The organism is Tessaracoccus lapidicaptus (assembly GCF_001693815.1).
Taxonomy (GTDB): domain Bacteria; phylum Actinomycetota; class Actinomycetes; order Propionibacteriales; family Propionibacteriaceae; genus Arachnia; species Arachnia lapidicapta.
Window position 1 is genome coordinate 130,571 of sequence record NZ_MBQD01000022.1, and the last position, 14,699, is coordinate 145,269.

13 protein-coding genes are annotated in these 14,699 nt (G+C 68.5%); 9 read left to right on the top strand and 4 right to left on the bottom strand.

All coding sequences use genetic code 11. From position 1 onward, the window contains the following. Position 1: 1 nt before the first annotated feature. Positions 2-427, bottom strand: a complete 426-nt coding sequence (locus BCR15_RS09065) for a hypothetical protein (RefSeq protein ID WP_068751878.1) — start codon at positions 425-427, stop codon at positions 2-4. 108 nt (positions 428-535) lie between these two features. Between BCR15_RS09065 and BCR15_RS09070 the strand changes: the two genes are divergently transcribed. From BCR15_RS09070 to BCR15_RS09080, 3 genes are read left to right on the top strand one after another with little or no spacing between them, the layout of a single operon-like run. After that, the gene (locus BCR15_RS09070) at positions 536-2,896 is read left to right on the top strand and encodes a glycogen debranching protein (protein WP_068751879.1); all 2,361 of its coding nucleotides are present in this window, start codon (positions 536-538) and stop codon (positions 2,894-2,896) included. A 2-nt stretch (positions 2,897-2,898) separates the two neighbouring features. Then, complete coding sequence (locus BCR15_RS09075) at positions 2,899-3,903, top strand: diacylglycerol/lipid kinase family protein (RefSeq protein WP_078919956.1); 1,005 nt, start codon at positions 2,899-2,901, stop codon at positions 3,901-3,903. Between the two features lie 18 nt (positions 3,904-3,921). Continuing rightward, positions 3,922-4,515, top strand: a complete 594-nt coding sequence (locus BCR15_RS09080) for a DUF4126 domain-containing protein (RefSeq protein ID WP_068751880.1) — start codon at positions 3,922-3,924, stop codon at positions 4,513-4,515. Here BCR15_RS09080 and BCR15_RS09085 read toward each other — a convergent pair. Next, positions 4,512-5,090 carry a hypothetical protein gene (locus BCR15_RS09085; protein ID WP_068751881.1) on the bottom strand — a complete coding sequence of 193 codons (579 nt, stop codon included), beginning with the start codon at positions 5,088-5,090 and terminating at the stop codon, positions 4,512-4,514. The two genes, BCR15_RS09080 and BCR15_RS09085, sit on opposite strands and share 4 nt — an antisense overlap. Before the next feature lie 73 nt (positions 5,091-5,163). Between BCR15_RS09085 and BCR15_RS09090 the strand changes: the two genes are divergently transcribed. Next, complete coding sequence (locus BCR15_RS09090; protein WP_068751882.1) at positions 5,164-7,239, top strand: NAD(+) synthase; 2,076 nt, start codon at positions 5,164-5,166, stop codon at positions 7,237-7,239. A gap of 22 nt (positions 7,240-7,261) precedes the next feature. Next, positions 7,262-7,627, top strand: a complete 366-nt coding sequence (locus BCR15_RS09095) for an ArsC/Spx/MgsR family protein (RefSeq protein WP_068751883.1) — start codon at positions 7,262-7,264, stop codon at positions 7,625-7,627. A gap of 91 nt (positions 7,628-7,718) precedes the next feature. On the opposite strand, the gene ald is transcribed toward BCR15_RS09095, so the two are convergent. Further along, positions 7,719-8,846, bottom strand: a complete 1,128-nt coding sequence (gene ald / locus BCR15_RS09100; protein ID WP_068751884.1) for an alanine dehydrogenase — start codon at positions 8,844-8,846, stop codon at positions 7,719-7,721. Between the two features lie 263 nt (positions 8,847-9,109). Here ald and BCR15_RS15090 point away from each other — a divergent pair, with 263 nt between their 5' ends. The 4 genes from BCR15_RS15090 to BCR15_RS09120 all read left to right on the top strand — a co-directional run bounded on the left by BCR15_RS15090 (position 9,110) and on the right by BCR15_RS09120 (position 13,944). Next, on the top strand, positions 9,110-9,970 hold the full coding sequence (locus BCR15_RS15090) for a septal ring lytic transglycosylase RlpA family protein (protein WP_068751885.1): 861 nt from the start codon (positions 9,110-9,112) through the stop codon (positions 9,968-9,970). A 234-nt stretch (positions 9,971-10,204) separates the two neighbouring features. Beyond that, positions 10,205-11,209 carry an ABC transporter permease subunit gene (locus BCR15_RS09110; protein ID WP_197971735.1) on the top strand — a complete coding sequence of 335 codons (1,005 nt, stop codon included), beginning with the start codon at positions 10,205-10,207 and terminating at the stop codon, positions 11,207-11,209. A gap of 13 nt (positions 11,210-11,222) precedes the next feature. Then, positions 11,223-12,149 (top strand): carbohydrate ABC transporter permease, encoded by a 927-nt coding sequence (locus tag BCR15_RS09115; RefSeq protein ID WP_068751886.1) that lies wholly within the window; start codon positions 11,223-11,225, stop codon positions 12,147-12,149. 34 nt (positions 12,150-12,183) lie between these two features. Next, positions 12,184-13,944 (top strand): type 2 periplasmic-binding domain-containing protein, encoded by a 1,761-nt coding sequence (locus BCR15_RS09120; protein WP_068751887.1) that lies wholly within the window; start codon positions 12,184-12,186, stop codon positions 13,942-13,944. 148 nt (positions 13,945-14,092) lie between these two features. On the opposite strand, the gene BCR15_RS09125 is transcribed toward BCR15_RS09120, so the two are convergent. Further along, on the bottom strand, positions 14,093-14,695 hold the full coding sequence (locus BCR15_RS09125) for a DUF624 domain-containing protein (protein WP_068751888.1): 603 nt from the start codon (positions 14,693-14,695) through the stop codon (positions 14,093-14,095). Positions 14,696-14,699: the final 4 nt, after the last annotated feature.

Here is a 14,699-nt window from a genome sequence, read left to right on the forward strand (position 1 = left end):
CTCACTTACACGAGAAGATGGGCCAGGGGTGGCCGGTGAGGATCCAGCCGTCGCCGTCGGCGCGCAGGTCGAAGACTTCCCGGTGCGTCGACGAGTCGAGGAACCCGCCGGCCTGTTCCGTGACGTCGAGGACGACGCGCGCGGTCTGGCCGGTGGCCGTCGACTCCGCGACCGCCATGCTGATGCGGCTCGGGCGGTAGACCTCGGGCAGCGGCGCGCGGCAGCCGAGGGCGGGGTCGAGGTAGTCGACGGCCTCCTCGTCGTCGCCGTCGATGACGGCGAGCACGAACAGCTGCACGGTCCCCTCGGGGGTGGCGGGGTCCAGTTCCGGCGGCTCCCGCGTCGCAGTGAGCAGGCCCGCGATCACCGCCAGGGCCACCACCAGCCCGGCCACGACCGCGAGGACCAGGTTCGGGCGGTTGGTCATGGCACCAGAATCCTCCTGACTGGGGGTGTTGGCGCAGGTATCCGAAAACTGCGCCCGCCCGCCCGCGGAGGGCTGCCCGTGTTGGTGCACCGTGACACAATCATCGCCATGACACGCGTGATCGCGCTCGACAGGCGCACCTGGGCCAAGGCCACCTGGCCGCTCGGCACCCACCCTCACGCGGAGGGCGTGACCTTCGCGGTGTACGCCCCGGCGGCCACCAGGGTCCAACTCGAGATCTATCCCGAGGCGCTGGGCGCCCGGGCCACCAAGACATTCCTCCTCGCCAAGGGCCGCGACGGCATCTGGCGCGCCCTGCTGCAGGGCCTCCAGTTCGGGGCGCTGATCGGCTTTCGTGCCTGGGGCCGCAACTGGCCCTACGTCAAGGGATGGAAGCCCGGATCCGACCTCGGGTTCATCTCGGACCTCGACGAGCACGGCAACCGCTTCAACCCCAACAAGGTCCTGTTCGACCCGTATGCCCGCGAGGTCACGCATAACGTCTTCACCGACCAGCTGCATGACTTCGGCGTCAACGACGGCGTGTTCGGCACCGGCGGGGAGATCGTCGACGGCGTCCCCCGCCGCAACATCGACACCGGGCCCTACGCGCCCAAGGGCGTCCTCATCGCCGACTACACGCCGGTGACACCCAAGCCGCGCATCCCCAGCGAGAAGAACGTCATCTACGAGGTGCAGGTCGAGCAGCTGACCGGCCACCCGTCCGTGGCCCGGCTGTCGGAGCTGCTGAGCCGCGAGCCCGGGTTCGAGGGCGTCGTCGACATCCCGCCGGAGTTCCAGGGCACCTACAAGGGCGCCGGGATGATGGCGCCGTACCTCAAGGCGCTGGGCGTCACCACCGTCGAACTGCTGCCCGTGCACGAACAGAACGCCTCCGAGTCGGCCCGCGAGGGCGCCACCAACGCCTGGGGCTACATGACGTTGTCGTTCTTCGCGCCCAACCGGCAGTACGCCGCCGACAAGAGCTGGTGCGGACCGACCCGCGAGTTCAAGGAGATGGTCTCGGCGTTCCACGACGCCGGGCTCCAGGTCTACCTCGACGTCGTCTACAACCACACCGCCGAGGGCGGCAACTGGAACGGCGACGTCAACACCACCGGCTTCACCAGCCTCGGCGGCTTCGCCACGGCCGAGTACTACCAGATGACGTCGGACAAGCGGCTGATCGACGGCGCCACCGGCACGTCGAACCAGGTCAACTACTCCTCGGAGGCGGCCCGGAACCTGGTGCTCGACTCGCTGCGCTACTGGACGCAGGACATGCAGGTCGACGGCTTCCGCTTCGACCTCGCGACCGTGCTGGGCCGGCTCCCCGACGAGGCGCACCCCGACGACTGGGCCAGGCAGAAGCGCTTCTTCTCCGATCACCCCCTGCTGGTCGACATCGCCGAGTTCGCCCGGCAGGAGCGCATCGAGGTCATCGCCGAGGCCTGGGACCTGTGGGGCTACGAGGTGGGCAACTTCCCCCGCGGCTGGGGCGAGTGGAACGGCCGCTACCGCGACGCGGTGCGCCGCTTCACCAAGGGCGACGCGAACACGGTGGCGTTCACCGACATGTTCAACGGCGACTACCACCACTTCCACGACAGTGGCGGCGCGCAGAAGACCATCAACTTCATCACGGCGCACGACGGCTTCAACATGGCGGACCTGGTGTCGTACCAGGAGAAGCAGAACAACCAGGAGCCGCCGTTCGGCCCGTCCGACGGCGGATCCGACGACAACCTGTCGTGGGACTCGGGCGGCTCGCAGGCCCTGCGTCGCCAGCGGCTGCGGAACCTGTGGACCATCCTGTTCTTCTCCCGCGGGGTGCCGATGATCGTGGCCGGCGACGAGTTCGGCCGCACGCAGAACGGCAACAACAACCCGTGGGCGCTGGACTCCGTGGCGATGCGCAACAACTACGCCATGATCCCGACCAACGCGCCGCAGCGGGTCCCGGTGGCCGAGGGCATCGACGTGCCCTACCACGACAACCTCGGCGTCTACGAGACCGCAGAGCACGTCAACGGCCAGTTCCGGTTCGCCACCTTCCTCGCCAACCTCCGGCAGCGGCACGACGCGCTGCAGCAGCGGCGGTGGGGCGACATGGTGGCCGACGACAAGGACGTGTCCTACCTGTTCCACACGCCGTCGGGTGACGGCTATCCGAGCGAGGGGGACCGGGCGGTCGCCGTGCAGATCGACTCCCCGGGCGATGACTTCTGGGTCATGATCAACATGGCCGACGTCGACATCGACTTCAGGGTCCCGCCGCCCCTGGAGGGTCACATCTGGCGCCGGCTCATCGACACCTCCACGTTCGCGGAACCGGCCTGCAACCACTGGCCCGAGGGTGAGGGCATGATCGTGGCGGACGGCACCACCGTCGCCGCATGGTCCGTGGTGGTGTGGCAGGAGCAGCCGATCCCCGACGGCTCCCGAGAGATCCCGGTGTGGAAGGACTGACCATGAGCGAGCAGGGCGTGGGCGGGCAGGTCGCCGGCAGCGGGCGGCGCGCCGCCGTCGTGTTCAACCCGACGAAGATCGACCGCGGGCACCTCGAGAAGGTCGTCGAGGCGGCCGAGCGGGAGGCCGGGTACGAGCCGTCGCTGTGGCTGGAGACGTCCGCGGAGGATCCCGGCGTCGGGATGGCGAAGCAGGCCGTGTCAGAGGGGTGCGACGTCGTGTTGGGTGTCGGCGGCGACGGCACCATCCGGGCAGTGGCCGAGGGCCTGCACGGCACCGGCGTGCCGCTGGGGCTCTGCCCGCAGGGCACCGGCAACCTCCTGGCCCGGAACCTGGAGTTGACGCTGGACAACCTGCCCGAGTCGGTGTCGACGGCGTTCGCCGGGGTGGCGCGCGAGGTCGACCTCGCCGTCGCCGAGTGGCGGCGCGCCGACGGGACCCGCGAGGAGCACGCGTTCGTCGTCATGGCCGGCATGGGGCTGGACGCCCAGATCATGTCCACCACCGACGAGGAGCTGAAGAAGCGGGTCGGGATGCTCGCGTACGTCAAGGCCGGCGTCGAGTCGCTCAAGCGCAACCACCGCATGCGGCTGCAGTACCGGCTCGACGACGACCCGCCCCGCCGTGCGCGGGTCCACACCGTGCTCGTGGGCAACTGCGGTTCGATCGGCAACAACGTGCTGTTGATGCCGGAGGCCGCGGTGGACGACGGGGTGCTCGACGTCGTGGCCGTGGTGCCCGAGGGACGCTTCGGGTGGGTCCGCGTGGCGTGGAAGGTGCTGGTCGACAACGCGCTCTTCCGCGGGCGGAAGAAGAAGCAGAACGACGACCGCGAGCTGAACTACCAGCAGTGCAGGCGCATCGAGGTGTGGCTACGCGAGCCCGAGGAGATCGAACTCGACGGCGACCACTTCGGTGAGGTGATGTCGGTCGCGGTCCGGGTGGAGCCCAAGGCGCTGCACGTGATGATGCCGCCCGACTGGGAGCCGCCGTCGTCCGACGACTGAGCCGACATAATGAGCGCCATGGAACTCCTCCCCATGACGTTCGCCTCCGGCTGGGCCTCGGGCATCAACGCGTACGCGACGGTGTTCGTCCTCGGGCTGCTCGGCCGCTACGCCGGCACGGGCGGCGTGCCTGAGGGGTTCATGCGCACCGACGTCCTCGTCGTCATGGGGATCCTCGCGCTGCTGGAACTGGTTGCCGACAAGATCCCCGTCGTCGACTCCTTCTGGGACGTGCCGTCGACCGTGATCCGCCCCATCGCCGGCGCCGTCATCGGTGCGCTCATCGCCGGCGCCCAGGGCGACCTCCTCACGATCTCGCTCGCGGCGGTCGGCGGGGTGACCGCGCTGCTCAGCCACCTGTCCAAGGCGGGCATCCGGCTGGCGGTCAACACGTCGCCCGAGCCGGTGTCCAATGTCGCGGCGTCGGTGGCGGGGGACGTGGGCGTCGTGGGCGTCTCCACGCTCGCGGTGCTGTTCCCGGTGGCCGCGGCGGTGGTCGCTGCGGTGCTGCTGGTGATCATGATCGGGTTGGCGTGGGTGTTGATGTCGCGGGTGCGGCGTGGCTGGGAATGGCTGAAGGCCCGCTGGCCCTCGGGGGTGCCGTCGGCCTAGCGCCGGCGGACGAACCAGACCGCGATCCCGGCCGCGACCAGCACGGCCATCACGCCCCCGAGCAGCGCCGGGTCCGCGGCCAGGCCGACCTCCGAGGGACCGGGCGCGACCGGGTCTCCCGGCGAGGGGGCGACCGCCGTCGGCTCGCCCAGCGCAGCTGTGAGGGCATCAACAAAGTCTGCGTTGACGGGGCCGGAGCCGTCGCACAGGGAGGAACGCCACGCGGCGCCGTCGGCCTGCGCGAACAGGATGATCTCCATCCCCTGCTCGATGCCCTCCCAGCCGCAACTGGCGCCGTCGACCGCGGTGAGCACGTCGACGGTGCCCGGCGGGTCCCCCTTCCAGGCCTCGGTCAGCTGGACGGTGTAGGTGGCGTCGTCGGTGCTTGATGACGGCCGGGCGGGCCGGTCGACGGCGACGACGGTGCCGCGCGCGACGACGTCGGCCATCTCCGCCTGCTCCGCGGGGGTCATCGCGACGCAGCTGCACGCGGCGGCCCGGGGCGCCTGCTGCCAGGAGAGCACGAGTGTCGCGGCGAGCATGGCGACCACGAGGAGGAATGCCTTGACCTTCATCCCCCCAGAGTGACACGGCAACCACGTCGGGAACCAGGGCGCAGGCCCACTGCGGCGTGCAAGACTGACCCGCATGGACTTCTCCTCGCTGTACCGCCACGGGTTCGCGCGGATCGCGGCCTGCACGCTCCCGGTGACCATCGCGGACCCCGCCGCGAACGCGCGCGCCATCGCCGTCGAGGTCAGGGCCTGTCATGACGACGGCGTGGCGGTCGCGGTCTTCCCCGAGCTGTCCCTGTCCGGGTACGCCATCGACGACCTTCTCCTCCAGGACGTCCTCCTCGACGCCGTCGATGACGCCGTCGCCCTCCTCGCCGAGCTCACCGCAGACCTGCTGCCTCTGGTCGTCGTCGGCGCGCCGCTGCGGGTCGGGAACCGGCTCTACAACTGCGCGGTCGCGATCCACCGCGGGCAGGTCCTCGCCGTCGTCCCGAAGGCCTACCTGCCGAACTACCGCGAGTTCTACGAGAAGCGCTGGTTCGCCGACGGCGCCGACGACAGCCTCCCCGCCACGATCGTCCGGCCCGGCTGGCCCACCGAGTTCGGGGAGGTCCCCTTCGGCACCGACCTGCTCCTCGACGCCACCGACCTCCCCGGCCTGACCGTCCACATCGAGGTCTGCGAGGACATGTGGGTGCCGATCCCGCCGTCGGCCCAAGCCGCCCTCGCGGGGGCGACGGTGCAGCTGAACCTGTCGGCCTCACCCATCACCGTCGGCCGCGCGGAGGACCGCCACCTCATGGCCCGCTCGGCGAGCGCCCGCCACAACTCGGTCTACGCCTACGCGGCCGCGAGCTTCGGCGAATCGACGACGGACCTGTCGTGGGACGGCATGACCATGGTCTACGAGATGGGCGACCTGCTCGGCCAGACCGAGCGGTTCCCGCACAGCGCGCAGCGCACGGTGGTCGACGTCGACCTCGACCGGCTGCGCCAGGAACGCATCCGCCAGGGGTCCTTCGACGACAACCGGCGAGCCCTGGGTCTCGGCCCGGACGTGCGGATCGTCGAGTTCACCGTCGACCCGCCGTCGGGCGACCTGGGGCTCCGCCGGCCGCACGACCGATTCCCGTTCGTCCCCGACGACCCCGCCCGGCTGCACCAGGACTGCTACGAGGCGTACAACATCCAGGTCTCCGGGCTCGAGCGCCGCATGAAGGCCATCGGCGGGGGCGACGCGTCGAAGGCGCCCAAGATCGTCATCGGCGTCAGCGGTGGGCTGGACTCGACGCACGCGCTGATCGTCGCGGCGAAGGCCTGCGACCGGCTCGCGCTCCCGCGCACCCACATCCTGGCGTTCACGCTGCCGGGTTTCGCCACGTCGGCCCACACGAAGAACAACGCGACCCTCCTCGCCGAGGCGCTGGGGGTGACGTTCGAGACGGTCGACATCACCGCCATGGCCACCCAGCTGCTCAAGGATCTGGGGCACCCGGCCGGGCGAGGGGAGCCGGTCTACGACGTGACGTTCGAGAACGTGCAGGCCGGGATCCGGACCGACTTCCTGTTCCGGGTCGCGAACCAACGCGGCGGCATCGTGCTCGGCACGGGCGACCTGTCCGAGCTGGCGCTCGGGTGGTGCACGTACGGCGTCGGGGACCAGATGAGCCACTACGGCGTCAACGCCGGCGTGCCGAAGACGCTCATGCAGCACCTCATCAGGTGGGTGATCTCGAGCGGACAGTTCGAGGAGGCCGGGGTCAACGAGACGCTGGCGTCGATCCTCAACACGGAGATCTCGCCCGAGCTCATCCCGGTGGGGGAGGGGGAGAAGCCCCAGTCGACGGAGGACTCCATCGGCCCCTACGCCCTGCACGACTTCACACTGTTCGGGATCCTGCGTCGCGGGTACCGGCCCAGCAAGATCGCGTTCATGGCGCATCACGCGTGGCGCGACGTCGAGGCCGGGCTTTGGCCCGCCGGCTACCCCGAGGCCGACCGCACGGCCTACGACCTGCCCACCATCAAGCGCTGGATGGGCGTGTTCCTGCGGCGCTTCTTCGCCCACCAGTTCAAGCGCTCGGCGATGCCCAACGGACCGAAGGTGCTGTCGGGCGGGTCGCTGTCGCCGCGGGGGGACTGGCGGATGCCGTCGGACGCCTCGGCGACGGCGTGGCTGGCCGAGCTGACCCAGAACGTCCCCGACTGACGCCTACTCGAGGAGGAGATCCATGGCCGATCTGACCGTTCTGCACAACCCGCGCTGCTCGACGTCGCGGGCGGCCCTCGCGGCCGCCGAGGCCTCGGGTCTCAACCTCGAGGTGCGCAACTACCTCAAGGAGCCGCTAGACGAGGCCGGCTGGCTGGCGGTCATCGACGTGCTCGACGCCGACCCCAGCGAGCTGGTGCGCCGCGACAAGACGTTCGACGAACTGGGCCTGAGCGACGACGACGTCGCGAGCGCGGACCAGGTCGCGCGGGTGTTGGCGGCTCACCCGGCCCTCGCGCAGCGCCCGGTGCTCATCAGACACGACGGGGTGCGGGAACGGGCCATCATCGGCCGGCCGCCCGCTGCGGTCGCGCCCTTCCTGTCGTAGCGCTGCGTCACCCGCACTTTTCTCGCTGTGGGGCTTCCTGCGTGCATATGCACAGGAGAAGCCCCACAGCGAGAAAAGTGCAGGCCACCCGTCAGCCGGCGGGACTCTCGAGCACATCCGCCGCGTCGACCCACTCCCGCCCGAACGCCTCGGCCACCGGCCGCGACACCAGCGCGCCCCCATGCGTGGACAGGCCGCGGGCCAGGGACTCGTCGGCCCGCATCGCGTCCCGCCAGCCGCGGTCGGCGATCGCCTCGACGTAGGCCAGGGTCGCGTTCGTCAGCGCCCACGTCGACGTGTTCGGCACCACGCCGGGGATGTTCGAGACGCAGTAGAAGGTGGAGCCCTGCACGTCGAACGTGGGGTTGTCATGCGTGGTCGGCCGCGACGACTCGAAGCAGCCGCCCTGGTCGATCGACACGTCCACCAGCACCGAGCCGGGCTTCATCGATGCCACCATGTCGTCGGTGACCAGCTTCGGCGCCCGCGCCCCCGGCACCAGCACGGTGCCGATGACGAGGTCCGCTCCCAGCACCTGTTCGCGCACCGCCAGCGTCGACGACGCGATCTGGTGCACCCGGTTGTCCCAGCGCCAGAAGCTCATCCGCAGCTTCTGCAGGTCGGTGTCGAGGAGGGTGACGTCGGCGCCCATGCCGAGCGCGATATTCGCGGCGTTCTGCCCCGCGACACCGGCCCCCAATACCACGACCTTCGCGTTCGCCACCCCACCGATGCCGCCGAGGAGGACACCGCGACCGCCCTGGTTCTTCATCAGCGCGTGGGCCCCGACCTGCGGCGCGAGGCAGCCCGCGACCTCGCTCATCGGATACAGCAGGGGAAGCAGCCCCGACGACAGCTGGACCGTCTCATAGGCGATGGCCGTGGTCCCGGCGGCCAGCAGCGCGTCGACGAGCGGCTCATCGGCGGCCAGGTGCAGGTAGGTGAACAGCACGAGGTCGTCGCGCAGGCGGTGGTACTCCTCGGCGACAGGCTCCTTCACCTTGAGGACCAGTTCGGCGTCGCCCCATGCGGTGTCGGCGTCGGCAACGATGGTGGCTCCGACGGCGCGGTAGTCGTCGTCGCTGAACGACGAGCCCGTCCCCGCGCCGCGCTCGACGAGCACCTGGTGCCCGCGCTGCGTCAGCTCATGGACTCCGACGGGGGTGATGGCCACCCGGAACTCGCTGTTCTTCACTTCGCGCGGCACGCCGATGCGCATCTGGGCTCCTTCGCCGATCCGTGGGGCCGCGACGGTGCGGCCGACGATTCAGGCTAGCGCCGCCGCCCGGTCGCGTGTGGCGGGAACGCGGCCAAACCCTCAACCGTCACTTCTCAGTTTCACTCCGTGCTCATCGCGCATCGCGCCCAGTCAACGCAGGTTCCGCCCGATCCTGAGAGATTTCGCTGAGAATCTCTTTGGATTCTCAGGAATTCGGTGTTACGGTCGCTGCTCCCCGGCTCCGCGGAAAGGACCCCGACCCCATGCTCAAGCGCTTCCTCATGGTGACCCTCGCGGTCATCCTGGGCGCCGTGACGCTCGGCACCGTCGCGCCCACCGTCGCCCACGCCAGCACCAACCCGTACACGCAGCCGGGCCAGCACTACGTCAACGGCCGCTACTGGCAGACGGAGTGCGACATGTATTCCGACACGGTCGTGCGCTGCCGCACGGAGATCTGGGCCACGAAGGTCGTCAGCGAGTACGGGAGCCTCACCACCCGCAACGGCTGGGTGTTCAACAACCTGACCTACCTGCCCTCGGATCGCGCCCAGTGGGGGACCAACCCGCTCGCCCGCACCGGCTCGTGGACCGGCGCCGACGGTCGCCAGTGGCGCACGGAGTGCGACACCGAAGTCACCGGGCGCAACGGCTGCCGCTCCTACGCGACGGCGGACGTCATGAGCTACCAGGACGGGCGCTTCGTCCAGCGCAACGACGTCGAGGTCTTCAACAACATCGTGCAGTTCACGGCGTCGGGCATCGCTCCGGTCACCGCCATCCCGCCGCGCACCCCGAACATCGCGGGTTTCCCGTCCGAGCCGGACGTGTCGTCGATCCCGGTCCAGACGTGCAAGGCGTCCTACTACTCCTACGGGTCGGTGACCGCCAACGGCGAGCGCTACAACCCCGACGGCCTCACCGCGGCGCACCGCACGCTCCCGTTCAACACCATGGTGCGCGTGGTCAACCGCGCCAACGGGCGCAGCGTGACCGTGCGCATCAACGACCGGGGCCCCTTCGTCTCGGACCGCTGCCTCGACCTGTCGCGCGGTGCCATGAGCGAACTCGGCGGCATCTCGTCCGGCGTGATCACGGTCGACTACCAGGTGCTCCCGGGCTGACCCGGGTCCTTCCCCCTTCGACGGCGTCCGCTCAGCGGGCGCCGTCGCTGCGTTTCGAGGCTTCTGCGCTCAGCCACAAGCCCTATTGCGACGAGACCCGTCCCGGGTTATCATCAGTCATCGAAACGCTTCGCCAACGGAGGCAGAGAGAGTGATGAACGACCCAGCACCCGCACGGGGCCCCCGGCCCGCCGTCGAGGCCGCCGCGGCGCCCCGCTCAGTAAGGGCCGGCCGGTGACGGTCGCGGCGCCGATCCAGCCGCCGAAGCCCGAGGCCGTCTCCTCGGCCAAACGGCGGATCCGCCGGGCTGATGAGGGCCCCGCCCGCCCCGTGGCAGGGCGTCGTCGCGCGGGGTTCGTCATGTTCCTCAGCATCCTGCCGTTCCTGGTGCTGGTCTTCCTGTTCTCTTACTTCCCGCTCTACGGCTGGATCTACTCCCTGTACGACTACCGCCCCGCGCGAGGCCTGTCGGGCAGCGAGTTCGTGGGCCTGCAGTGGTTCGAACTGCTGGTCGGGTCGCCGACGCAGGTGTCCCAGATCGCCCAGGTGATGACGAACACCCTGGCCATGAGCTTCCTCGGCATCGCCACGTCGGTGCTGCCACTGGCCTTCGCCGTGTTCCTCAACGAGATCCGCTCCACCTGGTTCAAGAACATCATCCAGACGCTCACCACCCTGCCGAACTTCATCTCCTGGGTGCTGGTGTACATGATCGCCTTCTCGATGTTCTCGACGACGGGCCTGGTCAACACCGTGCTGCTCGACTCGGGGCTCATCACGATCCCCATGAAGTTCCTCGACACGGACCAGAACATCTGGCTCACGATGACGCTCTGGAGCATCTGGAAGGGCCTCGGCTGGGGCGCCATCATGTACCTGGCCGCCATCGCCGGCATCGACCAGTCGCTCTACGAGTCGGCCAAGGTCGACGGCGCGGGCCGCTTCCAGACCATGTGGTACATCACCGTGCCGCAGCTGATGCCCACGTACTTCGTGCTGCTGCTGCTCTCGATCGCCAACCTGCTCAACAACGGCATGGAGCAGTACTACGTGTTCCAGAACGCGTTCAACCGCAACACCATCCAGGTGCTGGACCTCTACGTCTACAACGTGGGCATCACGGGCAACAGCCTGTCGATGGCCACCGCGATCAGCATGCTGAAATCGATCATCTCGGTGATCCTGCTCCTGTCCGTCAACGCCCTCGCCAAGCGCGTGCGCGGGTCGTCCCTGATCTGAGCGGAGGCCCCCCATGACCACCCTCGCCCAACCCCTCACCCGCATCCGGGAAGAGAAGGGGTCCTACGCCTTCAAGGCCGTCAACTACCTCATCTTCGCGACGTTCGCGGTGCTGTGCGCCTACCCCTTCTATTACCTGATCATCAACTCGATCAGCGCCAACGACATCTCCGCCCTCGGCGACGTCCGCTGGTGGCCGATGGGCATCCAGCTCGAGAACTACGTGCAGGTGTTCAACCTGCCGGGGTTGCCGCAGGCCGCGCTGGTGTCGATCGGCCGCACGGTGCTGGGCACCGCCGCGACCGTCATGGCCTCGGCGTTCCTCGGCTTCATGTTCACGCAGGCCCGGCTCTGGAAGCGTCAGTTCTGGTACCGCGTGATCATCGTGACGATGTACTTCAACGCGGGCCTCATCCCGGTCTTCATCATCATGAAGACCCTGGGGCTGACCAACAACTTCTGGGTCTACATCCTCCCGTTCATCGTCCAGCCCTTCAACATCATCCTCGTCAAGACCTACGTCGAGTCCATGCCGGACTCGCTGCAGGAGGCCGCCGAGGTCGACGGCGCCAACATCTTCCAGATCTTCTTCCGCGTCATGCTCCCCAACATGACCCCCATCCTCGCGACCGTGGCGATCTTCTCCGCCGTCGCGCAGTGGAACAGCTTCCAGGACACGCTGATCTACGTCACGGACCAGAGCCTGTACACGCTCCAGTTCCTGCTCTACATGTTCATCAACCAGGCCGCGAGCCTCGCGGCCGCCGCACAGCAGGCGGGCGGCAACCTCGGCAGCGTCGCCTCCGCGGCAACCCAGCAGACCGCCACGTCGATCCGCATGACCGTCTCGGTCATCGTCGTCCTGCCGATCATCTTCATCTACCCACTCTTCCAGCGGTTCTTCGTCAAGGGGATCATGCTCGGCGCCGTCAAGGGCTGACGGGCCGGCACCCGGCTTTCAGAAAGGGAAAACAATGCAGTTTCGCAAGGTAGCGGCATTCGTGGTCGCACCCGTGATAGCGCTCTCGGCGCTCGCCGGGTGCGGTCCGGACCAGGAGGGAACCCAGCCGTCGTCATCGGCGGCGGCCAACGGGGAATTCCCGTCGGAGTGGTCCGAGGAGATCACCATCGACGTCTTCGCGGGCCTGGCTAACGCCATGGGCGAGCAGCCCGGCTGGTTCGCCAAGATCGTCAAGGACAAGTTCAACATGAAGTTGAACATCATCGCCCCGAACGTCGCGGGCGGCGGGGACACGCTGTACAACACGCGCGTCGCGGCCGGTGATCTGGGCGACCTCATCGTCACCGACAAGGGCAAGAAGCTCGACGAACTCGTCGACGGTGGCCTGCTGCTCGACGTCTCCGAGTACTACCCGGCGATGTCCAACGCCGCCAAGTACGACGAGGCCATCACCCGCCTCAACGAGGGCAAGGACGGGACGTACGCCTTCCCGACGCAGGTGTCGTCGCTCAAGGCGACCGATCCCAGCGAGGGCATCGACCCCACCTTCGGCCCGTTCGTCCGCTGGGACTACTACGCGGAGCTCGGCTACCCGGAGGTCGGCACGCTCGAGGACCTCCTCCCGGTCCTCAAGCAGATGCAGGACGCCCATCCCACCGCTGAGAACGGCAAGAAGGTCTACGGCCTCTCGCTGTTCAAGGACTGGGACGGCAACATGATGAACAACGCCAAGCAGCCCACGACGTTCTACGGCTACGACGAGGTCGGCATGGTGCTCGCCAAGGCCGACGGCTCGGACTACCAGTCGATCATCGACGACGACTCGCAGTACGTGCGCAGCCTCAAGTTCTTCTACGAGGCCAACCAGATGGGGCTGCTGGACCCCGAGTCGACGACGCAGAACTACGACACGCTGTTCTCCAAGTACCAGAACGGCCAGGTGCTGTTCTCCTGGTGGCCCTGGCAGGGGCAGTCGGCGTTCAACACGACCGAGAACATGGCCGCGGGTGAGGGCTTCATGCTCGCCCCCGTCGAGGACCTGAAGGTCTTCTCCTACGGCGCCGAGCCGTTCGGCGGCAAGCAGGTCCTGGCCGTCGGGTCCGAGGCCGAGGATCCCGAGCGCGTCGCCGCGTTCATCGACTGGCTGTACTCGCCCGAGGGCACCTACTCCAACAACAGCCAGACCATGGGTGCCGCGGGTCCCAAGGGCCTGACCTGGGATCTGAACGACGAGGGCAAGCCCGAGCTCACCGAGTTCGGCATGAAGGCCCTGGCCGGTGGCGGCGCCGACGTGCCCGCCGAGTGGGGCGGCGGCACCTATCAGGACGGCGCCTCGTGGCTCAACACCACGCTGGTGCTGCCGATCGACACCGACCCTGAGACGGGCGCTGCGTTCAGCTACAAGATGTGGGAGACGTTCCAGGAGGCGACGTCGAACCCGCTGTACGAGGACTGGTCCGCAAAGATGGGCGACGCTCCCACGACGATGGACTACCTCCGCGACAACGACAAGCTGATGGTGGCGCCCGGCGCCAGCTTCACCGCCCCTGCGGACAGCTCGGAGATCGAGACCCTGCGCAACCAGGTGAAGGCGATCATCGTGCAGGAGTCGTGGAAGATGTCGTTTGCGTCCAGCGAGGCTGAGTTCGACTCGCTGCTGGCGGGCATGCAGGAGACCGTCAAGGGCCTCGGCTACGACAAGGTGCTCGAGGTGGACATGGCCAACGCCAAGGCGCAGAACGAGCTGCGCGAGGAGGCGGCGGCCCGCTCCTGATCCAGGACTCGTGGGGGGTGTGCGGGGTATCCCGCACACCCCCCTCTACGTGTACCCGGGCAGTGACCTGCAATGTTCTCGCTGAGGAGCTTCCTCCGTGCATATGCACGCAGGAAGCTCCACAGCGAGAAAGTTGCGGGCACCTCGCTCAGCTGTGGCGGGCGAAGGCGCCGCGGAAGATGAACGCCATGCCGTAGGCAGCCAGCGAGCAGCCCAGCGTGAGCATGATGTACACGAAGCCCGGCACCACGACCGTCAGCGCGACACAGCCCGCGACGACAGCCAGCAGCCCCAGCGTCCGGATCGACTGCGCAACGGGCAGCAGCAGGGAGTTCTTCAGCGTCTGGCCGAGCGCGTTGCGGTACGCGGCGACCTGCGCCAGCCCCCACAGGGTGGCGGCGAAGAAATAGCCGGCCCCGATGGCGGCCAGGAAGCCGGCCCCGCCCGAGACGGGGCTGTCGAAGGAGAACCAGAACGCCGAGGCGAACGCCAGCAGCGCCGCGGGCACGGCCAACACGAGGTAGACGGCGGTGGCGGGCCCGAGGTTGGCGCGGAGCGCGCGGAAGTAATCCGCGATCAGGTTGCCGCGCTCCTCGTCGGCGTAGCGCATGGTCACCTCGTAGAGCGCGCTGGTCGCGACGCCGATGGTGACGATCGGCACGCAGGAGACGAGGTAGATGGCGTTGAGCGCCATGAAGGCGAGCAGCGTCGTGATGCCCTGGACGTTCCTGCTCCCGGGATCGATCTGCACCGCG

Bases quoted from the DNA above. Each gene is read 5' to 3' on its own strand.
- BCR15_RS09120 (WP_068751887.1), top strand. From the start codon at position 12,184: ATGCAGTTTCGCAAGGTAGCGGCATTCGTGGTCGCACCCGTGATAGCG.
- BCR15_RS09090 (WP_068751882.1), top strand. From the start codon at position 5,164: ATGGACTTCTCCTCGCTGTACCGCCACGGGTTCGCGCGGATCGCGGCC.
- BCR15_RS15090 (WP_068751885.1), top strand. From the start codon at position 9,110: ATGCTCAAGCGCTTCCTCATGGTGACCCTCGCGGTCATCCTGGGCGCC.
- BCR15_RS09095 (WP_068751883.1), top strand. From the start codon at position 7,262: ATGGCCGATCTGACCGTTCTGCACAACCCGCGCTGCTCGACGTCGCGG.
- BCR15_RS09065 (WP_068751878.1), bottom strand. From the start codon at position 427: ATGACCAACCGCCCGAACCTGGTCCTCGCGGTCGTGGCCGGGCTGGTG.
- BCR15_RS09075 (WP_078919956.1), top strand. From the start codon at position 2,899: ATGAGCGAGCAGGGCGTGGGCGGGCAGGTCGCCGGCAGCGGGCGGCGC.
- BCR15_RS09070 (WP_068751879.1), top strand. From the start codon at position 536: ATGACACGCGTGATCGCGCTCGACAGGCGCACCTGGGCCAAGGCCACC.
- BCR15_RS09085 (WP_068751881.1), bottom strand. From the start codon at position 5,090: ATGAAGGTCAAGGCATTCCTCCTCGTGGTCGCCATGCTCGCCGCGACA.
- BCR15_RS09115 (WP_068751886.1), top strand. From the start codon at position 11,223: ATGACCACCCTCGCCCAACCCCTCACCCGCATCCGGGAAGAGAAGGGG.
- ald (WP_068751884.1), bottom strand. From the start codon at position 8,846: ATGCGCATCGGCGTGCCGCGCGAAGTGAAGAACAGCGAGTTCCGGGTG.
- BCR15_RS09080 (WP_068751880.1), top strand. From the start codon at position 3,922: ATGGAACTCCTCCCCATGACGTTCGCCTCCGGCTGGGCCTCGGGCATC.